The organism is Pseudomonas sp. MYb2 (genome assembly GCF_002979955.1).
Classification (GTDB): domain Bacteria; phylum Pseudomonadota; class Gammaproteobacteria; order Pseudomonadales; family Pseudomonadaceae; genus Aquipseudomonas.
In genome coordinates, this window is the sequence record NZ_PCQC01000020.1 from 46,685 (window position 1) to 69,129 (window position 22,445).

Annotated in this window: 16 protein-coding genes; 5 read left to right on the forward strand and 11 right to left on the reverse strand. The window is 62.0% G+C overall.

Features of this window, described 5'->3' with window-relative positions; genetic code table 11:
- Positions 1 to 38 precede the first annotated feature (38 nt).
- From CQ009_RS24935 to CQ009_RS24970, 8 genes are all read right to left on the reverse strand, one after another.
- Positions 39 to 569, reverse strand: a complete 531-nt coding sequence (locus CQ009_RS24935; RefSeq protein WP_105709030.1) for a response regulator — start codon at positions 567 to 569, stop codon at positions 39 to 41.
- Between the two features lie 219 nt (positions 570 to 788).
- Positions 789 to 1,550, reverse strand: a complete 762-nt coding sequence (locus tag CQ009_RS24940; protein ID WP_105709031.1) for a SurA N-terminal domain-containing protein — start codon at positions 1,548 to 1,550, stop codon at positions 789 to 791.
- Positions 1,551 to 1,565: 15 nt separating this feature from the next.
- A complete protein-coding gene (locus CQ009_RS24945; RefSeq protein ID WP_105709032.1) occupies positions 1,566 to 3,116 on the reverse strand; it encodes an ABC transporter substrate-binding protein in 1,551 nt (516 codons plus the stop codon).
- A 9-nt stretch (positions 3,117 to 3,125) separates the two neighbouring features.
- Complete coding sequence (locus CQ009_RS24950) at positions 3,126 to 3,746, reverse strand: SCO family protein (RefSeq protein WP_105709033.1); 621 nt, start codon at positions 3,744 to 3,746, stop codon at positions 3,126 to 3,128.
- A complete protein-coding gene (locus CQ009_RS24955; protein WP_105709034.1) occupies positions 3,743 to 4,393 on the reverse strand; it encodes an SCO family protein in 651 nt (216 codons plus the stop codon). Before CQ009_RS24955 ends, CQ009_RS24950 begins: the two co-directional genes overlap by 4 nt.
- 14 nt (positions 4,394 to 4,407) lie before the next feature.
- Complete coding sequence (locus CQ009_RS24960) at positions 4,408 to 6,330, reverse strand: YncE family protein (protein ID WP_105709035.1); 1,923 nt, start codon at positions 6,328 to 6,330, stop codon at positions 4,408 to 4,410.
- Between the two features lie 294 nt (positions 6,331 to 6,624).
- Positions 6,625 to 12,459 (reverse strand): manganese-oxidizing multicopper oxidase MnxG, encoded by a 5,835-nt coding sequence (gene mnxG, locus CQ009_RS24965; protein ID WP_105709036.1) that lies wholly within the window; start codon positions 12,457 to 12,459, stop codon positions 6,625 to 6,627.
- A gap of 199 nt (positions 12,460 to 12,658) precedes the next feature.
- Positions 12,659 to 13,267, reverse strand: coding sequence for a lytic transglycosylase domain-containing protein (locus CQ009_RS24970; RefSeq protein ID WP_064392605.1), 609 nt, complete (start codon positions 13,265 to 13,267; stop codon positions 12,659 to 12,661).
- 206 nt (positions 13,268 to 13,473) lie between these two features.
- Here CQ009_RS24970 and gspG point away from each other — a divergent pair, with 206 nt between their 5' ends.
- The 3 genes from gspG (at position 13,474) to CQ009_RS24985 (ending at position 15,655) form a co-directional block, all read left to right on the forward strand.
- Complete coding sequence (gspG, locus tag CQ009_RS24975; RefSeq protein WP_105709037.1) at positions 13,474 to 13,902, forward strand: type II secretion system major pseudopilin GspG; 429 nt, start codon at positions 13,474 to 13,476, stop codon at positions 13,900 to 13,902.
- A 14-nt stretch (positions 13,903 to 13,916) separates the two neighbouring features.
- On the forward strand, positions 13,917 to 15,104 hold the full coding sequence (locus CQ009_RS24980) for a type II secretion system F family protein (protein ID WP_105709038.1): 1,188 nt from the start codon (positions 13,917 to 13,919) through the stop codon (positions 15,102 to 15,104).
- Between the two features lie 74 nt (positions 15,105 to 15,178).
- Positions 15,179 to 15,655 (forward strand): hypothetical protein, encoded by a 477-nt coding sequence (locus CQ009_RS24985; RefSeq protein ID WP_105709039.1) that lies wholly within the window; start codon positions 15,179 to 15,181, stop codon positions 15,653 to 15,655.
- Positions 15,656 to 15,922: 267 nt separating this feature from the next.
- Here the strand turns inward: CQ009_RS24985 and CQ009_RS24990 are convergent, their stop codons facing one another.
- Positions 15,923 to 16,822, reverse strand: coding sequence for a LysR family transcriptional regulator (locus CQ009_RS24990; protein WP_064392600.1), 900 nt, complete (start codon positions 16,820 to 16,822; stop codon positions 15,923 to 15,925).
- Between the two features lie 159 nt (positions 16,823 to 16,981).
- Between CQ009_RS24990 and CQ009_RS24995 the strand changes: the two genes are divergently transcribed.
- Both CQ009_RS24995 and CQ009_RS25000 read left to right on the forward strand, forming a co-directional pair.
- Complete coding sequence (locus tag CQ009_RS24995; protein WP_105709040.1) at positions 16,982 to 18,004, forward strand: alpha/beta hydrolase; 1,023 nt, start codon at positions 16,982 to 16,984, stop codon at positions 18,002 to 18,004.
- Positions 18,005 to 18,112: 108 nt separating this feature from the next.
- Positions 18,113 to 19,540: a mechanosensitive ion channel family protein gene (locus tag CQ009_RS25000; RefSeq protein WP_105709041.1), complete on the forward strand. Its 1,428-nt coding sequence runs from the start codon at positions 18,113 to 18,115 to the stop codon at positions 19,538 to 19,540.
- Positions 19,541 to 19,887: 347 nt separating this feature from the next.
- Here CQ009_RS25000 and ycaC read toward each other — a convergent pair whose 3' ends face one another.
- Both ycaC and CQ009_RS25010 read right to left on the reverse strand, forming a co-directional pair.
- Positions 19,888 to 20,511 (reverse strand): isochorismate family cysteine hydrolase YcaC, encoded by a 624-nt coding sequence (ycaC, locus tag CQ009_RS25005; protein WP_007913541.1) that lies wholly within the window; start codon positions 20,509 to 20,511, stop codon positions 19,888 to 19,890.
- Between the two features lie 71 nt (positions 20,512 to 20,582).
- Positions 20,583 to 22,421, reverse strand: a complete 1,839-nt coding sequence (locus tag CQ009_RS25010; RefSeq protein ID WP_008079742.1) for an amidohydrolase — start codon at positions 22,419 to 22,421, stop codon at positions 20,583 to 20,585.
- Positions 22,422 to 22,445 lie beyond the last annotated feature (24 nt).

The following is a 22,445-nucleotide window of genomic DNA, read 5'->3' on the forward strand; positions in this document are numbered from 1 at the left end:
AACCTTGGCGGCAAAAGCCGGAACGTCTGATCGCGCCATTACTCCCCGGTGAGCATTTGATCGTCGTCCGGCGCCATGGATTGCGACTGCCGTCGCCGATCCGCCAACACCCAACTGCCATCGTACAACTGCAACGGGAAGCTCTCGGTCCTGCTCTGGCGTCGTTCGACAAAGCCTTCTGAAGGGCTCGCACCGGGTTTCGCTTCGCGCTTGATGCCAAGAAGGTCGCAGACAGCTCGGGCCAGTTCCGCCAATGGAAACGGTTTGAACAGGATGTGGCTGACTTCCAGTTGCCGCGCCCGCTCACAGACTTCAGCGGTCGGGTGACCCGTTATCAGCACAAAATGGCACGTCCTGTTCTGGCGGACCGCGTCGAGCACCTCAAAGCCTTCCATATCGGGCAAGCGGTAATCGAACACCAGCACGTCGGGGGCAAACGTTTCGGCCAAGCCGATCGCCGTCGCTCCGTCATGTGCAATCCGGACGTCCAGCCCCTGCGCCAGCAGATAATCCTGAAGGTTCTGTGCAAGCAGCTGTTCGTCTTCGACAACCAGTACTTTGTTAACCAAGGTCGACTCCTTGAAACAGCAGGTCCGATGACCCCGCCCTGAGAGTGCGCCTTACCATCGGTAACGCACACTTCATGCCAGGCTGAGTGCCGGTAATTTTACGTCTTCATGTCCTTGAAATTAATGACAATGCCCGCTCGTCCCGGTACCCCGTTCCCCAGAAACGGGGAAGCACCTGAATGGGCATCGAAGCCATTCCCCACTATTGGGGGGGAACCTTCAGTCGTCGTCAATTCGTTCGATCCTGTTCTGCACCCGTAATTGCGCGAGCACTTGGCGACGAGCCTGGGTCTGTTGCTGTCGGGCGAGCTGTGCCCTGACTGTATCCAGCCCCTGCGAATCTGGGACATCGGCGGCCTCCAAGTGGTTCTGCAAATAAATCACATGCCAGCCGAACGGTGAACGCACGGGTTGGCTGGCGAATGTCGCCCCGCTGATGATCGAGGCGCGCATTTGCAACAAGCGTAGACGCGCTGCCGCGACTGTGGCTGCATCCGCTTGTGCGGGCACACGGATTATCAGGTGCCGGGGTTGCAAGGTATTGGCGCGGATCAGCTCGGCGAATGTCTGCTGCGCCGCCAGTTCGCGGCGGGTGTATTCGGTGAAAGACGCCTCGTCGAAACCGGCGTCCTGCAAGCGCCGGACGAATTTATCCGTGCCGCCGATAGCGCTGCGGGTTTGCTCGACTTGCGCAAGCACCGCTTGCTCGTCGATCTGCACCCCGCGTTTTTGCGACTCCTGCCACAGCAGTTCCTTGTCGATCAGCGTTTGCAGCGCCGCCTGGCGCAGCTGTTTGTAGGCCTTGGGATTGCGAATGCTCGCCACCGCGCGGCCCTGATCCTCAAGGTATTCGACGAAGAAGCGCTCAAAACGAAACCCGGAGATTTCTTCGCCATTGACCCGCGCCACGGCCGGTTCGTTATTGGCCCACGTCAACGGGAGCCAACAGGTCAGCAACAAGATCAGCATTCTGAGCTTCATGATCGGGCCCTCCGTTCAGGGGCTGGCAACAATCGGTTTATAGGGGGCGACCAGATAGAAGCGCTGATCGGGCAAATCCACGGTGACCACATGGGCGCCGCTCAAGCCCAAGCGGCGACCGGGGCCAAAGCTGAGGCGTGGAGTCAGGCCGGTGTCGAAGTCGTGCAGACCTTCCAGCGCCGTCACCAGTTTTTCGCGGCTGGCGTCGCGGCCGGCCTGTTTCATGCCTTCGCTGAGCAGCAACATCGAGGCGTAGGCGCCGACTTGCAGCACCGCGTGCTGGGCGCCGAGACCCTGACCTTCGCGCAACAGCGTCAGGGCCATGCGCCCGGTCTGGGTCCAGTCGCTGGGCACGAACGGATAGGCGAGAAACACGCGCCGCGAGAACCCCTCCGGCACTTGCAGCAACTCACCAGCAACCTGGCTCGAAGCGGCGAACAGGTATGGCACCTGCCCGGCGTCTTGCAGGCGTGTGGCCAGACGTCCGAAACCACCACCATTGCCCAGATAAAACACCGAGCGCGAACCCAGTGGCAAAGCCTCTGCTGCCGGGTCGTAGGCTTGCAGATGAACTTTCTGCCAGCCGTGATCCTGCAAGTATTCAGCGAGCGTGGTCGCCGCTTGCGCTTGCAACGGGTCATCGGGATAAGCAATCAGCGTCGGCCCTTGCAGCACGCGCAGGCTGGCCGTGGCGTAATCGGCCAGGGCGATCAGTTGCTCGCGCAAGCCCGGCAACGGGTCGAAAATCTGCGGGCTGGCCTGCATCGAGCCGAGCGACGACAAGGCGCCAATCAGCGGTACGCCGGACTGTTCCAAGCGGCTCGCCAGTTCGCCGTCGAGGGCCGGCGCCAGCGGTGCTACCAACGCAAAAACCTGTTCCTGCTCGATCAACCGCTGTAAGGCTTGTTCGGCACTGGCGCGATCCGGGCCCGGGTCAACCACCGTCAAGCGCAGTTGCCGGCCATGAATGCCGCCAGCCTGATTGATCCGCGCCACGCTGCCGTTAAGTATCGCTGCGATGGTCATGCCCTCTTCCGCCAGCGGGCCCTGACTGGGCAACAACGTGCCCAGGTGCAGGGTCTCGGCATCGAGGCCGGGGTCGCGTTCGTCGGCCAGGCGTTTGAGGTACGCGGTGAGGTTGCGCTGATCCTTCATCGACAGCACAAAGCGCGGCATGCTCGGGTCGAGGCGATTGTCACCAGGGTCGCGGCCCTGCTCGATGACGGTGGCCAGACTGCTCTCGGTGTACGCCGGATAGCTGCGACCGTTGACCTGTCGCTGGCCGTAAGTGCTGGTCAGTCGCGCCCAGTTCAGCGGCGGCGGACGTACCCCGCCTTCGGGCCGACCGAGGCCATCGGCGCCGTGGCAATTGGCGCACGGCAGGCTGGTCGCCGGCAGTAACACACCCGCCGCGCCGACCCGCGCCATGATCGCTTCGCCGCTGGCGGAAAGGCCTTGGCGGTACAGGCGCTTGCCCGCCGCTTCTTCCGGGGTCAGCGGCGCAGCGCTCGCGCCAAGGCTGACGCCAGCGAGCAGGATCAGGGCGAGTACGCCGCGCAGGTTCATGGCGCGGGCTCAGCGGCCGGCCACGGGCATTGTCAGCAACTGCAAGCGCTGGGCAATGGCGGCAGCCGGGGCGTCGGGGCGGATTTTGCTCCAGCGTTTATTGGCGACATCGCCGACGATCAACTGCGTGGAGTGCTGCTCGGGGGTCGGCACGATCTGGCCGATGCGGCTCAATACCAGGTCCATCTGCGCTTTGTCGCCAGTAAGAAAAAGCCAATGAGGGTCATCGGAACCCTGCTTCAAGGTGTAAGCCTTGAGCACCGCCGGCGTGTCGCGCAGCGGGTCACTGGTAAGGGAAATGAAGGTGATGTCCTGTGCCTTGTCACCGAGCAGCTCGCGGACTTCCTTGAGCTTTTGGGTGATCAGCGGACAAGCATCGTTGCAACTGGTGAAGATCACGTTGAGCAGAACGATGCGGTTTTGCAGCGCGTCGCTGTAGAAGCGCAGGGTCTCGCCGTTCTGATCCTGCAACGGCGTGTCGGTGAACCAAGTTTTCGCGTCGTGGGTGCCTTTGGCCGGCGCGGCGGCCACAGCGGCTTGCGGCTCAGAGACGTGGCCTTCGTGGGCAAACGCCACGGTGCTGAAGATCCAGAAACATACGGTCAGGGAGATCCAGTCGAGCAGTCTCATGGCTGTTGCTCCATGGCGATGGCGGTGTGTTTGGCGTGAGTGCGCAGGCCACTGAGTTTCTCGACTTCCTTGGCCAGCAGCGCCGGGTCAGTGAAGCCGTAGTAGCGTATCCAGTGGCGGCTGTCGCCGTCGCCGACGAGGATCAGCGGTTGATGACTTTTCAGGTCGCCACTGAAACTGCCAAGGCCCTTGAGGGTTTCATTGATCGACTGCGGCGAGCCGGTCAGCCAGCTCCAGCCCGGCCCGCGCTGAAACGCGCGCGCATACTCCTGCAAGCGTTTCGGGTCATCGCGTTGCGGGTCGATGCTGATCGAGACCAGTTGCACTTCATCGCCGACGCGCGCGCCGAGTTGTTTCTGCACCTTGCCCATGATCGACGAGACCACCGGGCACACCGTGGTGCAACTGGTGTAGATAAAGCTCATGACGACGATTTTGCCCTGCACCAGGTCTTGTTCCAGGCGCACGGTTTTACCGTTTTGATCGAGCAGCGGCACGTTGGCGAATTTCACCTGGGCGTGTTCCTGAGTGCTGCTGGCCGGGGCTTTGTGTCCGGCGTGTTCGTCGGCCGAATGAGCGTGGACTTGTTGAATGCCGAGGCTCAACAGGCACAGGGTCAGCAGGCCAGTGGATGCAAATCGCTTCATGTCGAAACTCCTCTTCAACGGGCCTGGCCGGGGGCTACCCGAACACTGGCAAAGGTCTTGTCATCGAAACCGGCACCCAGCGAGGCCGCACGCACATGCAGGTACCAGGCGCCGCTGCGGTCAAGGCTGATCGGCGCTTCGTATACGCCGTCAGCAACTTCCAGCGCCGCCACTTGACGGGGGTGCGAAGTGGGCGCGAGGTAATAGCGCAACTGCACGTCTTTCACCCCGCTGCGCTGGGTTTTGTCTTTGCCTTGAACGATGCGAAAACGCACGACGTAGGGGTCGTTGAGCGCAACGGCCGTCTTGTCGAGAAGGAACTCGACCTTCGGCTGGCCGAGGTGTTTTTGCTGTTGTCCGTCGCTATCAATCTGCGCGGTGAAGCAGTGAATGATGTTCGGTTGATTGAGCAGGAACGCCACGTCGAAACGCCCCGCCGCCGGCAGTTTCACCCGCGCGCTGTACAGCCCCGGCGAAACCTCGCGCAGGCTGCGGTCGATGACCATGGCGGCGCGGGCGATCTGGCCACGGTTGGGGTAACCGGACATCGGCGCGTTCATGCCTTCGGCGTAAAAATAGGTGGTGTTGTCGACCGGGTTGACCACGAACACTGCGTTGTCGTCACGTGATACCGCGAGGCTTGAGGCCAGGGGCAGATCGCCGGCCAGGCGCGGCGCTTGCGGGCCGGCTTCGAAGCCCTGGCTGATCGGCTGGCGACCTTCGCCGAGGGACGACAGGTTGATCATGGTGACTTTTGGCGAGGCGAGTCCGCGAATGTAGGCGTAGGCCTGGGTGAACACCACTTGGTAGGGTTCGGCGCTGACGTCCAGATCATGGATCGCTGTGTTGGTCGCAGCGTCAATGACGCTGGCGCGGTTTTCCACGGTGTTCAGTACCACGCCAAAGCGGCCATCGGCGCTGAAGCCCATCGGGCCGAGGCCTTGTTGCAGTTTGATCACCCGGCGAATGGCATGGGTGCTGGCGTCGATCACGGTCACGTTGCCGTCCTTGCCATCGGCCACGTAGACCGCGCCGGACAGCGCAGAATAGGCGACTGACAATGGGTGGGAGCCGGTTTTGATCTGCTCGACGATGGTCAGGCTGGCGATGTCGATCACGCTTAACGTGCCGTCGTCGCGGTTGCTGACGAAGGCGAAGCGGCTGTCTTTGCTGAAGGTGATTTCGTGGTGGCCGCGACCGGTATTCAAATGTTTGAGGGCTTTTAGGCTTTGCGTGTCGATCACCGTCACGCCGGAGTCTTCGCCTTTGCTCGCGTTGTTGCCGACCCACAGCAGACGTTCATCGGGTTGCAGCGCCACGCGCACCGGTTGGCTGCCGGCCTTGACCGAATCGAGAACCTTGAATTGTTCGCTGTCGATGACGGCCACTTCGCCCGCTGTCGGCATCGAGACGAACACGCGTTTGTTGTCTTTGGGGGTGACCCAGTCCATCGGCGGTTGCTTGAGTTCGATCCGCGCGAGGGTGCTAGTGATGCCGCCCACTGACACCGACGGATCGACCACGGCGATGCTCGCGTCGCGGTTCATCACCAGCAGGAAATAGCTGTTCAGATCCAACAATGGCCGCGCGCCGATGTTGGACTTGAGGAACACGCCGACCCGGGCTTTGCAGCTCTGGTCACGGCCCTGGGCTTGATCGGCGGCGAGGGTCTGCGGATCGACCCAGGCACCCGGTGCCACGCCGGACAACGGCTGGCCGGAGGCGCTGTCAGTGACGTGGAACTGCACATCGGCGAATTCGCCTTCGCGCAGTTTGCCGTCGGCGGCCAGCGGCTTGAGGTTGAAATCCACCGCCACGCCGTCGCGGTTCAGCGTCTGCCCGCTGCCGGTTTGCGCCAAGGCAATTTCACTCAGCGACAGCACCGCCCCAGCCATGGCCAGCGAGCAAATACCGATGATGTTGATGATCCTGTTCATCTCGCACTCCCCAAACGCTACCTGACAAAACACCGACCCCGTGGGAGCGAGCTTGCTCGCGAAGGCGTCTTGCGCCTCACCATCCAGAACCGAGTTGCTCCCATTCGCGAGCAGGCTCGCTCCTACAGGGGATTTGCATTCCTACCGCATCCTCACTGCCCACCACCGGCCCCTGTAGGAGTGAGCCTGCTCGCGATAGCGTCATCTGCCTCACCATCCGAAACCGAGTAGCCCCAATCGCGAGCAGGCTCACTCCTACAGGGGATTTGCATCCACCGGGACATTACCGTTCTGCTACTGCCCCTGCGGCGCCGGTTCCGGTTCGTTGGTTACGCGCAGCAGTCCCCATAATCCGGAGGTGTTGCCGTAGGCGCCGTAGTCGCGGAACAGGTAATCCCCCGGGATCGCATTGCTGCCGCCGGCGCTGGGGATCATGAAGCTGAAGTGCGCGGCCGGCAGGATGCTTTCGTGGGCGCCGATGTACATCGACATCGGGTTGTAGCCGAAGCGCACCGAGCCGACGCCCGGCGAGCCCATCGGATAACCACCGGTGTCGCTCTTCTCGGCCTGGAACGGGTTCACCGACCAGACGTGCCCGTCGAGCTGGAACGTGGTGCCACGACTGCCACCGCTCGGCATCAAAATATGCGTACGCAACGGCTGCCCCGGTTTGGCGTAGAGCACCGGGGTCTGCGGATCGCCACCGACCAGCGCATTGCTGTAAGCCATGTGCGCATTGACCATGTCGCCGTAACCCGCGCCATCGGCATGACCAAACGGTGCATCCGGGGCGAGGCCGAAGCGGTACCACAGCGGCTCGGTCTTGTAGTTGATCGCCATGCTCGAGTTGTCCTGCGGATCGGTCGGCACGCCGAAGCCCTCAGCAGCGATCCCTTCCACCGGCCGGCCATTGGCCCAACGGGTGTTCAACGCCTTGTGCCAGACCATCGCAAAGTCGCGGTAGCTGGTTTGCCCAGGTGCCGTCACCGTAGCGTTGACCTTGCGCGCATCATCAACCCAGGTCGCGCCGATCGGCAGAATGCTCATCGCCCCGCCAAGGCCTTTTTGCGGTTGCTTGATCACGTCCGCCGGGGTGATGTTCAAGCCGCCGAACTCCACCGCCGTGGCATTGATGTTGTCGACGCTGCGGCCCAGTTGAGTCACCGGTTTGCCTTCACGCTCCAGGTGCCCGGCGTAGTACTGATAAGTACGAGTCGGGTACGCGCCGTTGCTGCCGACACGCGGTGGCACGGTCTGGATCGGGTTGGCGCCAACGTTGGCGCCGTCGGATTTGGTGATGTCATACGCCAGCAACTGCGCGTGCAGACCGACGTGGCTGGACGGCCGCATGAGGTTGTTGCTGAAGGTGGTCGAACCCAGACCGCTGTTGCGATCACGCTTGACCATGCCTTGCATCACGGCAGTCTGGGTCAGGTCAGGCATCACGCTCGGTAGACGGTTTTCCAGAGTGATGTTGATGCAATCCCCCGCTGCCGCACGCAGCACCAGCGGTTCGACCGGGATGCCGGGTTTGAGCTTGCCGCTGACCGGATCGAGATCGGATTTGCGCACATACAGAATCGCGGTCGGGTCATGCAGCGGCCCGCTCTGCCCGCCGATGGTGATGGTTTCGCCATCCTCCGGATCGGTCACGGTGACCTGCGGAATGCTCACCGTGCGCGAGTTCAGTACCAGGGTGCCACCCGCCGGATTCAGCGGCCCGCCGACATGCTGGCCAAGCCCTTCGGGATCGCCGATGGTCAGGCCCAGCGCATTGCCGAGGATGTCGTTGGCCAGCGCCGCGACGACTTCATAGTTGCGCTGCACAGTGGGCCGAGTGCCAATGCCGTTAGGGTTGGCGCCATAGCGCGGGCAACTGCCCTCGAACGCTACGGTGTTGCGCATGCCCGCCGGGCTCGGGTTGTTCGGGATGGCGAACAGGTCGGCGCGTTTGGCGGTGTAGTTGCGCATCACGCCCCAGATACCGCTCCAGTAGCCTTCGATCGAAGCGTCCATCGAGTACAGATAGTCGCCCGTGGTCGCCGCCGAACTGGACAGCATCGACACCGGCGCAATGAAGCCCATCTGCTCGGAGATGCCGATCATCTGCGACGCACGCCAGCCGGAGTTGGAACTGTTGCCGAAACCGGAACCGCTCTGCAGCCATTTCACGCCGTGCAGGGTGACGTTGTGCTCTTCTTCATGGCCGCCAGCATGCACCCGCAGCCGCACGTTGTCGCCGGTGTAAGTGCGCAGCATCGGTGTGAACGGATCGCCCGGCTCGGCGCCGCCCTTGTTGATGTGCGGCGGGAACAGCGTGGTGCCGCCGGTAGGGCCGGTCGCCGAGGTGAGCAGATTCGGCGCCAGGTTCATCGCCGGGATCGCCCGGTCGGTGCGGCTTTGCATGGCGAACGACAGATCGCCGCCGAGGCCGTCGGCCTGCATGCCGCGCTTGCCGTCCGGGCCGACCTTGTTCGGGTCGTACACGCGCAGGGCCAGCGGTTCGTTGCGATAGTTGACGACGAACATGCCCGGATCGTCCACCGAAATCGCCTGCGGACATGGCCGGCTCGGGCAGCCCGGTACCTGACCGCCCTGCACTTCCAGTACACCTTCAAGCAGGTTGCTGGCGTTGTTACGCACTGGCGGGTTGATTGCGTAGCGGAAGCTGTCGGCGGTGGCCGGGAACGCCTGCGCATTCGGCACACCGTTAGGCCCGGCACCGACATAGACGCCAGCTTCATAGGCGTGCTGGAAGTCGCTGTATTCGAGGAAAAACTCGCGGAAGCTGTCGTTCTTGCCGTCGCCATCGAGGTCGCCGGTATTGATCACCGCTTGCCACGACGTCGGCCCACCGTCTTGACGCGCGCCGCTATAGAGAGGCTCGCCGGTTTCGGCGTGGAACCAGGTGGAACCGGCCGGCTCGGCGAGCACAGTCGCGTACAGACCGATCTGTTGATGCGTCGATGGGCCTAAGTGGTCGTGGGTGAAGATCGTGCCGAGGCCGCGATCGACGCCTTTTGCATTGACCACCGGATCAACGAACCAGCGCTGCATCGCCGTGCGCGCACCGACCCAATCGGCGCGCCCGTATTGGCCGAAGAACGGATGGTTCTTGGCTTTCGGGCAGGCCTGAGTGCCGTCGCGCGGGTCGGTACCAGCGCACTGGTTGAACTCGCGGATCGCGTGAATGCGTTCCTGCACGGCGCCCGGCGAGAGCACGCCGTCCTCGTAGTTCCAGCCGTTGGACGAGCCGTCCGCCGAGGTCAGATCCCACTTCGGCAGGTGAATGTGCTGGCCGATCACATCGGTCGGCGTGCGCACCTGATAGTCGTCCATCTCATAGGTGGCCGGCACCAGGTTGGTTTGCTGGTATTGCACGCAATCGAAAGTGTTCATGCGCATCACCAGCGGCTCTGGTGGACGCTGCTTGGTGATCACCGGCCAGGCGTCTTCCCACAGCGCCAGAATGCGCGCCTGCGGAAAGTGATAACCGACCTTGTTGTACACCGCGTCGAACTGGATGTTCGCGGCTTTGTAGATCCGTGGGCGGTCGGCGGTGAAGCTTGAGGCGCCAACAAAGGACATGCCGTCGATGCGCTCACCGCTGGCGAACTCACCGCTGCCAGCGCTGGCGGTCAGGCGTTTTTGCCGATCGTCCATGCACGGTTCGTAGTACGGCGCGCCCGCCATCGGCAAAGCGCCATTGGTGCGGAACGCTTTGGCGACCACTTGATTGCCGGGCAGCAAGGCATAACTTGGGTGATCTTTTTTCGCGTGGAAAGCCATCGCCGCCTGTTCGACTTCGGTGCCTTCTTCCGGCAGGTAAATCGGTTTGGCGCGGGTGACTTCCTTGGAGAAATCCAGCGAAGTGGTCACGGTGTGCGCCTCGCCACCGGCCGCGACGCCGTCGAGTGCATGACGCTGCAAGCCGCCATCCCAACCGCCAGACTGCGCCGGGTCAAGGTTGGCCCACAGCGCTTTGCCGCTGGCCTTCAAAGACTGCGCGGTGGCGGCGTCGAGCATGTCCAGCGGCGGGGTTGGCGGACGTTGGCCGACCGAACTTTCCATGCCGCCGATCCAGAACGGATAGCCAGGGTTTTTCAGGCTGCCGTCGGCGTTGCGGTTGGCTTCGCTGCGATCGACCAGCGCCAGTGAACCGATGGCTTGACCGCCGGCGTTGCCGCCATGGTGCTCGCCGTCGTCATCGCCCTCTTCTTCGTCATCGTCGTCATCATTGCCGGCGACCAGGGTTTCGCCGATTTTCGGCACCACCACGACTTTGCCCGGCATCGGCGCCATGGCTTTGCCCGGCAGCGGCACAATCGCCGGAATGGGTGTGCCGGCAACGATCTCGCCGTCAGGCAAGGCGCGCGCGCCGGCCGCCGGTTTGCCGCTGCGCAAGGCAAACGGTTCGCTGTGGTAACCGTCGGCGCCTTGCTGCGAAACATCGAGTCGAGTGCCTTCTTCGAACACATCGTGCACCCGCCACATGGCCCACATGCCCTGGGCGAAGTGCGGATAGAAATGGCAGTGATAGATCGCATCGCCGGCCACGCGGTTGCGGTTGCCCGAACCACCGTTGGCGATTTCATAGGTGTAACCGGCGCCCGGGCCAATACCCTGGGCATCGACGTAATCGGAGTTGTCGTCGTTGGGGTTGAACAGCCACTGATGGCCGTGCAGGTGGAAGATGTGCTGCTCATGACCGTTGTGGGTATTGCGGAATTTGACGAAGTCACCGATGTAGCTGTGGTTGACGTTCGACGGCTCGGACGGATACAGGGCCATGGTGGCTTTCACGCCGATCTGATCGGCGCGCGGTATCTGGCCGGGGCCGATGTTTTCAAGCCCGGTGTTGGCCGGCACATCCACCAGCATCGCCACATCGCCGACGGTGTGCGAGCTGAGGAAGAATTCTTCATAAGCGCACGACAGGCAATCGTGCATCGGCCCCACGCCCAAGCGGTTGGCGACCACTTCGGCGCCCATGCCGCCGGAGCCATAGTTGATCATGAACGAGTCGCGGGTCGGCTCCAGCACATGGGCCATCACCGGGTCGGCCCAGTACGCGGGGAACGCTTGGGTGGCGGCGGTTTCGTCCTGGAACTGCGAGGCAAAATCGCGGAACGCTTCGAGGCGGTTGGGGATCGCCGGGTTGCGTTTGCCCACCGATTCCAGCGGATAAGTGCTGGACGGGAAACTGCCGTCGGCGTTGCTGCCCATGACAATCGCATCGCTTTCGCTGGAGATGATTTCATTGCCGTCGACCATGCCGATGATCGGCGTACCGGCCTTGCCCTCGCGCAACCAAGGTTCGCGTTGCGGGTAGCGCGCCTGGTAATCAACGATCGGTTGGCCAGTGGGTGCGCGGCCGGTGGTGGCCAGGCGCATTTCTTCTTCGGTGAGGGTATTGCGATAGGTGCGACCGCCCTTGGGCAACACGACGACCTGGCCGAACAGACCATTGGCGACGTTGCCGGCCGCGCCCTCGCCGCCAAACGTCGCGCCACGGCTGCTGACGGCAAACGCGCCTTCACGTTCGGCGTACAAGGTGTAAGAACGACTCGCGCCCGGTGGCACCAACGTATTGGCGTTCCGCCCGGTGAACGAGGAAATGTCATCGATGCTGTTCACCGCTTGCAGGCCGTTGACCTGGAAACCGACGTGACGATCCGCCACCTGCTCATCGACTTTGAAGTCTTCGGCGCCGTTGGCGTTTTCCGCGCCCTCTTCTTCGCCCTCGTTCTCAAAGTGCTTGTTCGGGTTGGCCTGATAGTCGAGCAGGTTCTGCAGATTGATCGTCAGGCAATCGCCGGCAGCCACGCGCAGCACCAGCGGCCGTGGACGCTTGTCCGGGCGCAGCGAGACTTTGCCCGGCACCGCGGCGCCGCCGTAAGCCAGCGACTGCTCATGCTCATCCACCACGTCGCGACGCAGGGCGAACATCATGCCGTTGATGTTCTGCGCACCGAGGCGGTTGAACATCAGCGGTTGATCGAAGGCGACGACGTTGGCCACCAGGTTGCGCTCGCAACGCACGGCCGCGCCGGCCAGCTCGACGCTGAGCATCGAGGCCAGAATCAGCAGCCAGTTAATCAGGGACGGAGCGTGAGGGAAGCCAGCCATGATCAGGAACCTCGTAGTGGGTGCTCGTGGGAACACTTCTCGACAAATGCCTCGGAGCAATCCGCGTGCCACAAAAAATTGCTTTAATGTTCAGTCAGTTACCGCGACCACTTGAGAATCCGGGGAATATTCCCCACCCCTATTCCCCACTTTTCGGGTCTATCCGGTTTGCCCCGAAAGTGGGGAAACCGGGTTGGGGTCACAACGGCGCGTCCATCGCCAGGCCCTGCAGACGCCGGTACTGACGCAACACATTCGGTACATAACGCTGGGTTTCGGCGAACGGCGGAATCACCCGGCCACGGCTGAGCACCGCGTCGGGACCTGCGTTGTAAGCCGCTACGGCGAGGGCGATGTCGTTGTCGAACAGGGTCATCAGGCGCTTGAGGTATTTGGCCCCGCCCTGGATGTTGGCCTTGGGGTCGTAGACGTCGGTCACCCCCAACTCCCGTGCGGTGTCGGGCATCAATTGCATGAGCCCGCCGGCGCCTTTGGGCGACGTGGCGCCGGGGTTGTAATGGGACTCGGCGTTGATCACCGCGTGCAGCAATGCTTCAGGCAACTGATTGACTTTGGCGGCTGCCGAAACAAGTTCCGCGTAGGGCTGGTTGGCGATCATTTGCGGCTGCTGATCGAGGCTGACCACAGTGGCTTCAGCTTCGCGGATCACCCGTTCGTAGGTGCGTCCGGGCCGGTGCACGTTGGACAGTACATAGCTGCCCTTGGCGTCCACCGAGATGAACACATCGGCCTGCGCGGCGCCGCTGAGCAGCACACATCCGAGCAATCCGCTGGCGAGAAATTTCATGTCGGGCCTCCCCGGATCGACCCCGATAAATTGGGGGAAATGCCCCAATGGCCGATCACGTTTGAGCCATACGCAAGCACTGTGCCGACTCTTGAGATGCCCGGATCATAAGGGCTTCAGCCAATCAGGTGATTTTCAGTGGGGGCTGAGCATGGCAATTGCATAAGCCCTTCTGGCGACACGGCTGCCACTCACGGGAGGTCATCATGAAGCTGCAATTTCGTCCGCGTAGCCAACGCGGTTTTACCCTGCTCGAATTGCTCGTGGTGCTGGTGGTGCTCGGCCTGTTGGCCGGGATCGTCGCGCCGAAATACTTCGCCCAACTCGGCCGCTCGGAAGTGAAAGTGGCCAAGGCGCAGATCGAAGGGCTGAGCAAGGCACTGGACATCTATCGACTGGAAGTCGGCCATTACCCGTCCACCGAACAGGGCTTGCAGGCCTTGGTCACCGCACCCAGCGACGAGGCGAAATGGACCGGCCCCTACTTGCAGAAAAAACTGCCGCAGGATCCGTGGGGACGTAATTACGCCTACCGCTATCCCGGCGAAAACAGCGAGTACGACTTGCTGTCGATGGGCAAGGACGGCCAGCCCGGCGGCGAAGGCGAGAACGCCGAAGTGACCAACTGGCAGTAAGCGGAGCGCGGCCCATGCGATTTCATTTGAAAGCGGTTGGCAAGGCTGGCGTGGTGTCCTTGAGTGTGGAAGCGCCGGGTGACAGCGAGGCGCGGCGGATCGCCGAGGACCAAGGTTTGCGCGTGCTCAGCTCGCACGCCGACAAGCATTGGCGTTCGCTGAAACTGCGCCAGCGCGAGACCTTCAACCTGGTGTTGTTCAGCCAGGAACTGACCACTTTGCTCAATGCCGGCCTGCCGTTGATCGATGCGCTGGAAAGCCTCGCCGAAAAAGAAACCGCCCCGGCTGCCCGGAAAACCTTGAGTGAGCTGGTGCGCCTGCTGTACGAGGGCAAATCGTTTTCGCAGGCGCTGGGCCAGTTGTCGGCGGTGTTCCCGCCGTTGTACGTGGCGCTGGTGCAGTCCAGCGAAAAGACCGGCGCGGTCGGCGATGCGCTGGGGCGCTACGTCAGCTATCGCCAGCGCATGGACGAGGTGCGGCAGAAGATCATCAGCGCCTCGATCTACCCGATGCTGTTGCTGGTGGTCGGCGGTGGCGTGGTGTTGTTCTTGATGGGTTATGTGGTGCCGCGCTTCAGCCTGGTGTTTGAAGGCTTGGGCAATAACCTGCCGTGGCTGTCGCAGGTGTTGATGAGCAGCGGCATGTTTCTGCATGCGCATCAGGCTGAGTTTTTCGGTGCGCTGGCAGCGATTGTCATCGCCCTCGCCGTGCTGCAAAAGCAACCGGCGTTTCGCCGTGGGCTGGATCGGCTGGTGGAGAAACTGCCTGCGGTGCATCAACGGATTTTCATGTATGAACTGGCGCGGTTTTATCGTTCGCTGGGGATTCTGCTGCAAGGCGGGATTCCGCTGGTGACCGCCATGAGCATGGTGCGCGGCTTGCTCACCGTCGCTTCGCGAGTGCGCCTGGATCAGGCCTGCGAGCGGGTGCGCGAGGGGCAATCGTTGTCTACCGCGCTGGAACTCAATCACTTGGTGACGCCGGTGTCCCTGCGCCTGCTGCGCGCCGGTGAACAGTCGGGCAACCTCGGGCAGATGATGGAGCGCAGCGCCGACTTCTATGACGAGGAAATCAGCCGCTGGCTGGAGTGGTTCGTGAAGTTGTTCGAACCGCTGTTGATGACGTTTATCGGCCTGCTGATCGGGGTCATCGTGATCCTGATGTACATCCCGATTTTCGAACTGGCGTCGAGTATTCACTGACTCCGGGAACGGGTCCGGGCCCTGTAACAAGGCACTTTTACGTTCCCAACAAGACCACAAAGACGGAGAACGATATGCACCTTAAAAAGCTCGTGCTCGCAATGGCCATCGGCGCAGTTCTGTCGGCGTCTACGGTACTGATTCCGGATAGCTTGTCCGGGGTTTCCAGTGCTTATGCCAAGGATGGCGGGAGTGGTGGTGGAGGAAGTGGTGGTGGCGGTGGCGGCAGTCACGGTGGAAATGGCGGTGGCAGCGGTGGAAATGGTGGAAGCGGAAGCGGTGGCGGTGGCAGTCACGGCGGAGGAGGTAATAGCGGCAGCGGTGGCGGCGGGAACAGTGGCCACAGCGGCAGCGACCACGGCTCGGGACACTCGGGCGACAGCGGCTCATCCGGTCGCAGCGGCACGCACGCCGAAGCGGGAGATGACCATGGCGTCCACCGCGCGGGTGAAGTCGGTGATGATCGTGGCGTGCATGCTGCAGGCGAAGTCGGCGATGATCGTGGCGTACATGTAGGCGGCGAGCCGGGCGATGACAAGCGCGCCAACTGATCCATCCTGAAAACACCACACCCCCTGTGGGAGCTGGCTTGCCAGCGATGAGGCCGGGTCAGACAAAATTGTATTGCCTGACACACCGCCATCGCTGGCAAGCCAGCTCCCACAGGGTTTTGTGGCGTTTACATATTCCGCAGACAACCATAATCCCAATGTAGGAGTGAGCCTGCTCGCGATAGCGGTCATTCAGACACTGAAGCTGTGACAGACAGAACGCTATCGCGAGCAGGCTCACTCCTACAGTTTTGATTTGCGTAAGGCTCAGAGGGCGACGTGGCTCTCGTTCAGGCGTTCACGCAAAAACTCGACCAACGCCTGCACCGGTCTGGAGGCTTGGCGGTGTTGCGGGTAAACGGCTGAAAGCGTCAGCGGCTCCGGCCGCAGATCATCCAGCACCGGCACCAGCCGGCCATCCTTTAACGCTGCGCCAACGATGAACGTCGGCAGATAAGTAATGCCCATCCCCTGCACCGCCGCATCCCTGAGCAACTCGCCGTTGTTCACGCGCATGCGTCCGGTGACATTGACCAACAACGGCTTGCCCTGCCCCGCGTTGAAGCGCCACTGCACCGAACGACTATGCCCGTACGGCAAACAGTCATGGCTATGCAGGTCTTCCGGCTCGAGGGGCGTGCCACGTTCAGCCAGATACGCCGGGCTGGCGCAGTACACCCGTTCGATCGACGCGATGCGTCGGGCAATCAGTGTCGAGTCTTCCAGCACGCCAATGCGCAGCGCCAGATCGTAGCCCTCGCCGAGCAAATCCACCGGCCGATCACTCAGATCGACCTCCACCGTGACCTCGCGATAGCGCTGCAAAAACATCGGCAGCAGGCAACCCAGATGCGCCACGGCAAACGACAGCGGCGCACTCAAGCGGATCGTTCCGCGCGGCTCGGCAGTCTGCCCGGCGATGCCCTGCTCCACTTGCTCGACCTCGCCCAAAAGCCGCAGCGCCGATTCGTAATAGCTCTGCCCCAGTGGCGTGACGTCCAGACGCCGCGTCGAGCGGTTCAACAACCGCACGCCAAGGCGTTCTTCCAGTTGCATCAAGCGCCGGCTGACGAATTGCTTGGAAAGCCCCAACTGATCGGCCGCGGAGGTAAAGCTGCCGGAGTCCATGACCTGGCAAAAAATACGCATGTCTTCGAACGGGTTCATTGTCACTCTCTGGTGGACAGTTAAACGCTTTATAGCCGCTTTTTCACTTTCAAGCAGCTCATTAATCTGTGCTCACGGTGTTGCTGAGGCCTGAAGCCCAGCGCCACAGCAGCCCGCAACTCAGGCAAAAAATCAAAATTATTCAAAAGGATTTCCACCATGAACATCGTCAAGAAAACCCTCACCGCTTCCCTCCTCGCCCTTTCCGTCAGCAGCGCTTTTGCCGCCGGCAGCCCTGGCGTGGAACACAACACCCAAGCCTTCCTCAACGCCCTCGCCGCCGGCGGTGGCAAACCCCTTGAGCAACTGAGCCCGAAAGACGCCCGTGCGGTACTGACCGGCGCGCAGGCTTCGGTGAAGGTGGACTTGTCCGGCGTTGAAGTCAGCGACAAAGCGATCAAGGTCGATGGCCAGACGATCAACCTGAAAGTGGTGCGGCCGGCCAAGGTCAAAGGCGAGTTGCCGGTGTTCATGTTCTTCCACGGTGGCGGCTGGGTGCTCGGTGATTATCCGACGCATCAGCGCTTGATTCGTGATCTGGTGGTGGGCTCGGGCGCTGTCGCGGTGTACGTCGATTACACGCCGTCGCCGGAAGCGCAGTACCCGACCGCAATCAACCAGGCCTACGCCGCGACCAAATGGGTAGCCGAGCACGGCAAAGATATCGGTGTCGACGGCAAGCGCTTGGCGGTAGCGGGCAACAGCGTCGGCGGCAACATGGCGGCGGTCGTGGCGTTGATGGCCAAGGAACAGAAAACCCCGGCGCTGCGCTTCCAGTTGCTGATGTGGCCAGTGACCAACGCGCAGTTCGATGACGGTTCGTACCAGCAATTCGCCGAGGGTCACTTCCTCACCAAAGGCATGATGCAGTGGTTCTGGGACAACTACACCACCAACCCGGCCGAGCGTGCGCAGATCCATGCCTCGCCGCTGAACGCCAGCGCCGAACAGCTCAAAGGCTTGCCTGCTGCACTGGTGCAGACCGCCGAGTTCGACGTGCTGCGTGATGAAGGCGAAGGCTATGCGCGGCACCTCGATGCGGCCGGTGTGGCGGTGACCTCGGTACGTTACAACGGGATGATTCATGACTTCGGCCTGCTCAATCCGCTGAGCCAGATTCCTGAGGTGAAAGCGGCCGTGCGTCAGGCGGCGGCTGAGTTGAAAACCCACCTGAATCCATAACGGCAAACGATCGCAGCCTTCGGCAGCTCCTACATGGGAATACGTTCTCCTGTAGGAGCTGCCGCAGGCTGCGATCTTTTTTCCCACCAGCGTCGCGGAGCACTGGTCATGACCCTTTTCTACACTCACCTGCTGTCCTGGAGCGCCGCCCTGCTGCTGCTCGACGCGGTACTTTGGCACTTCTCGCCCTTCACCCATCGCGCCCCGCGAGTGGGTGTGCGGCTGGTGCTGTTTCTGGCGTTCACGGCGCTGGTGATCAACGCCGGTGTCAGTCCGTTGCAAGCGCCGGTGTTCGTCGATGACCGGGTCGCACAACTGGGCGCGACGGCACTGGGGATTCTCTGGTGGCTGTACGCTGCGCGGGTGCTGACCGAAGTCATCGGCCTGGCGCTGATGCGTCGTATCGGCCACAGCGGTCGCTTGCTGCAAGATGTGATCGGCGCCTTGGTGTTTTTGATCGCCACGGTCGCAGCGGCAGGTTACGTGCTGGAGCTGCCGGTGAAAGGCTTGCTGGCGACCTCCGGCGTGGTCGCCATCGTCGTTGGTCTGGCCCTGCAAAGCACCTTGGCCGATGTGTTTTCCGGGATCGTGCTCAACACCACCAAGCCGTATCAGGTGGACGATCTGGTGATGATCGACGGCGTCGAAGGCAAGGTCTTCGACATCGACTGGCGCGCCACGCACTTGCTGACCAGCGCCGGAACCATGGCCGTGGTGCCGAACTCGGTGGCGGCCAAGGCGAAAATCGTCAACCTCAGTCGCCCGAACAACATGCATGGCGTGTCGATCAGCATCAAAGTGCCGAACCACATTCGTCCGCGCCGAGTGCTCGATGCGCTCGACCGCACCTTGCAGGGCAGTAGCAGTTTGCTCCTTAGCCCGGCGCCAAAGGCCGTTTTGAAAGAGGCCGGCGAAACCATGTCGGAATACGTGGCCAGCGGTTTCATTGCTGAGCTGGGCAAGAAAAGCGAGGTGCGTAATCAGTTGTTCGACCTCGCCCACCGGCACCTTGAAGCCGCAGGCATTTCCCGGCATCCCGACGGTGTGATCGAACCCTCGACCCGCGCCCGTGCGCTGCTCGATGAAGTGAAAATCTTCCGTTCGCTGAACAGCGAGGAACGTGATCGGCTCGCCGAGTCGATGGTCGCGCAGCAATACACGGCGGGCCAGGTGGTGCTGGATCTCGACGAAGTGCCGGACAGTCTGTTTGTGATTGCCACTGGCGTGGTCAGCGCGACCGTGCCGGACGGCGACAGCAAAATCGAGGCCGGGCGCATGGGGCCGAGTGAGGTCATGGGTGAACAGAGCATTCTGGCGGATACGCCGTCGCAGGCGACGTTCACGGCGCTGACGTCGAGCATCATTTATCGCCTCGACAAGAACCTGACTCGTGAGTGCATGGAAAAGCGCACGGAGGTGGGTCGGGCGTTGAATAAATTGCAGGCGGTGCGTCAACAGAACAGTCGCCTCGCGTTGATGGTCAAGCCGGTGTCGGTGAGGAAAGGCGGGTTTCTGGGTTGGTTGCAAAAGCGTTGATGCGAGGATTTTAAGATCAAGAGCCTACCCCCTCACCCCAACCCTCCCGAAACGTCGGACCGCCCCCAAGGGGGCGAGGGGGAAAGGGAGCAGACCGCATGCAATCCAGAACCTGAGTTCGGCTCGGTATTGCACGTCGGCGTACCTTGAAAGAACCCCTCGGTCAGTCCCCTCTCCCCAAGATCTCAGAGGAAAAGGGAGCCGATCTTCAAGCTGTTCAAAACTGAAGTTCGGCTCGGTATCGCACGTCGGCGTATATCGAGAGAACCCCTCGGTCAGTCCCCTCTCCCTCCGGGAGAGGGTTAGGCGGGCGGCGTTCCGATGAGGGGCTCTTCAAGATCAGCCGATTACTTGGCAGTGAACTTGGTATAGCTGTTGATCAAATTACGATAGTTCGGCAGACGCTCCGACAGCAAATGCGCCAGACCTTCCATGTCGTTGCGCCAGTCACCCTGCAGCTCGCACGCCACCGAGAACCAGTTCAGCAGGTGTGCACCCGCCGCCGACATCCGCGCCCACGCCGCTTGTTGCACGGTAGTGTTGAAGGTGCCCGACGAGTCAGTCACGACAAACACTTCATAGCCTTCAGCAATCGCCGACAGGGTCGGGAATGCCACACAAACGTCAGTCACCACACCGGCGATGATCAGTTGCTTGCGACCGGTGGCCTTGATCGCCTTGACGAAGTCTTCGTTGTCCCAGGCATTGATCTGGCCCGGACGCTGAATGAACGGCGCATCCGGGAACTGCTCACGCAATTCAGGCACGATCGGGCCGTTCGGGCCGGCGTCGAAACTGGTGGTCAGAATGGTCGGCAGCTTGAAGAACTTGGCGATGTCGCCCAGCGCCAGCACGTTGTTCTTGAATTCGTTCGGGGTGAAATCCTGGACCAGCGAAATCAGGCCGGTCTGGTGATCGACCAGCAGCACAACCGCATCATCTTTGTTCAGACGTGTGTAAGGAACGCTCATGGGAAAACTCCTGGATGGACGGATGGATGAAGCGTGAAGCGCCGACCGGATGGCCGGCGCTTCAGGGGAAATCAGAAAGCGAAGCAGGAACAGCCGAACGCGCCCCAGAAACCGGCGAAGTCGCTGACCGGCGCATTCGACATCCGCGCCTTTTCATGGCTGTGGGTGTGCACGGCGCACGGGCCGCTGCACTGGTGAACCTGCGCCTGCAACGGCGAATTCGGCCGCCAGTGGCCCGGAACCTTCACCACCGGCGACCAGTCCGGCAGCACCGGAATCGAACGCGGGCCGAGGTCTTCGAAGTCGCCAGCCGCGTAGACAATCTTGCCGCCGACCACGGTCATGACCGACTCGATCCACTTGATCGCTTCTTCTTCGACATGGAAGAAGTCCGCGCTCAGCGCCGCCAGATCCGCCAGTTGCCCGACCTTGATCTGGCCTTTCTTGCCCTGCTCCGAGGAGAACCAGGCGCTGCCGTGGGTGAACAGTTCCAGCGCGGTGGTGCGCGGCAGACCTTCTTCATACAGCGCCAGACCGCCGACGGTACGACCGCTGACCATCCAGTACAGCGAGGTCCACGGGTTGTAGCTCGACACCCGCGTCGCATCGGTGCCCGCACCGACCGGAACACCTTCGGCGAGCATGCGTTTGATCGGCGGAGTCGCTTCGGCGGCTTGCTTGCCGTAGCGGTCGACAAAGTACTCGCCCTGGAACGCCATGCGATCCTGAATCGCGATGCCGCCGCCCAACGCTTTCACGCGCTCGATGTTTTGCGGGGTGATGGTTTCAGCGTGGTCGAAAAACCAAGGCAAACCGTTGAACGGAATGTCGCGGTTGACCTTCTCGAACACGTCGAGCATGCGGCTGATCGATTCGTTGTAAGTGGCGTGCAAACGGAACGGCCAGCGCTGTTCGACCAAATGGCGCACCACCGGCTCCAGCTCTTCTTCCATGGTTTGCGGCAGATCGGGACGCGGCTCGAGGAAGTCTTCAAAGTCCGCCGCCGAGAACACCAGCATCTCGCCGGCGCCGTTGTGGCGCAGGTAGTCATCGCCCTGATGCAACTTGACGCTGCCGGTCCAGTTCTGGAAGTCGCTCAGCTCTTCTTTCGGCTTTTGGGTGAACAGGTTGTAGGCGATGCGCACGGTCAACTGGTCGTCTTTGGCCAGCTGCTCGATCACCTGATAATCGTCCGGGTAGTTCTGGAAACCACCGCCGGCATCGATCGCGCTGGTCAGGCCGAGGCGATTGAGTTCGCGCATGAACTGGCGGGTCGAGTTGACCTGATACTCCAGCGGCAGCTTCGGCCCTTTGGCCAGCGTCGAGTACAAGATCATTGCGTTCGGCCGTGCGACCAGCATGCCGGTCGGGTTGCCGTTGCTGTCGCGGACGATCTCGCCACCCGGCGGGTTCGGCGTGTCACGGGTGTAACCGGCCACACGCAGGGCGGCGCGGTTGAGCAAGGCGCGGTCATACAAGTGCAGGATGAACACCGGGGTGTCCGGCGCGGCCTGGTTGATTTCTTCCAGGGTCGGCATGCGTTTTTCGGCGAACTGGAACTCGTTCCAGCCCCCGACCACACGCACCCATTGCGGCGTCGGTGTGCGGTCGGCCTGATCCTTGAGCATGCGCAACGCATCGGCCAGCGACGGCACGCCTTCCCAACGCAGTTCGAGGTTGTAGTTCAAACCGCCACGGATCAGGTGCAGGTGCGAGTCGTTGAGGCCAGGGATGACGCAGCGGCCGTGCATATCGACCACTTGCGTGTTCGGCCCACGCAGGGCCATGGCTTGATTATCGTTGCCAACAACCACGAAACGGCCGTCGGTGATGGCCACGGCACTGGCCAGTGGTTTGGTGCGGTCGACGGTGTGAAATTGGCCATTGAACAGAATCAGATCGGCGCTCATCGCAGTTCCTCAAGCAAAGTGAAA

Excerpts from the sequence above, each read along its gene's own strand:
- CQ009_RS24940 (WP_105709031.1), bottom strand. The coding sequence starts at position 1,550 with ATGAAGCTCAGAATGCTGATCTTGTTGCTGACCTGTTGGCTCCCGTTG.
- CQ009_RS24945 (WP_105709032.1), bottom strand. The coding sequence starts at position 3,116 with ATGAACCTGCGCGGCGTACTCGCCCTGATCCTGCTCGCTGGCGTCAGC.
- CQ009_RS24950 (WP_105709033.1), bottom strand. The coding sequence starts at position 3,746 with ATGAGACTGCTCGACTGGATCTCCCTGACCGTATGTTTCTGGATCTTC.
- CQ009_RS24955 (WP_105709034.1), bottom strand. The coding sequence starts at position 4,393 with ATGAAGCGATTTGCATCCACTGGCCTGCTGACCCTGTGCCTGTTGAGC.
- CQ009_RS24960 (WP_105709035.1), bottom strand. The coding sequence starts at position 6,330 with ATGAACAGGATCATCAACATCATCGGTATTTGCTCGCTGGCCATGGCT.
- mnxG (WP_105709036.1), bottom strand. The coding sequence starts at position 12,459 with ATGGCTGGCTTCCCTCACGCTCCGTCCCTGATTAACTGGCTGCTGATT.
- CQ009_RS24970 (WP_064392605.1), bottom strand. The coding sequence starts at position 13,267 with ATGAAATTTCTCGCCAGCGGATTGCTCGGATGTGTGCTGCTCAGCGGC.
- gspG (WP_105709037.1), top strand. The coding sequence starts at position 13,474 with ATGAAGCTGCAATTTCGTCCGCGTAGCCAACGCGGTTTTACCCTGCTC.
- CQ009_RS24980 (WP_105709038.1), top strand. The coding sequence starts at position 13,917 with ATGCGATTTCATTTGAAAGCGGTTGGCAAGGCTGGCGTGGTGTCCTTG.
- CQ009_RS24985 (WP_105709039.1), top strand. The coding sequence starts at position 15,179 with ATGCACCTTAAAAAGCTCGTGCTCGCAATGGCCATCGGCGCAGTTCTG.
- CQ009_RS24990 (WP_064392600.1), bottom strand. The coding sequence starts at position 16,822 with ATGAACCCGTTCGAAGACATGCGTATTTTTTGCCAGGTCATGGACTCC.
- CQ009_RS24995 (WP_105709040.1), top strand. The coding sequence starts at position 16,982 with ATGAACATCGTCAAGAAAACCCTCACCGCTTCCCTCCTCGCCCTTTCC.
- CQ009_RS25000 (WP_105709041.1), top strand. The coding sequence starts at position 18,113 with ATGACCCTTTTCTACACTCACCTGCTGTCCTGGAGCGCCGCCCTGCTG.
- ycaC (WP_007913541.1), bottom strand. The coding sequence starts at position 20,511 with ATGAGCGTTCCTTACACACGTCTGAACAAAGATGATGCGGTTGTGCTG.
- CQ009_RS25010 (WP_008079742.1), bottom strand. The coding sequence starts at position 22,421 with ATGAGCGCCGATCTGATTCTGTTCAATGGCCAATTTCACACCGTCGAC.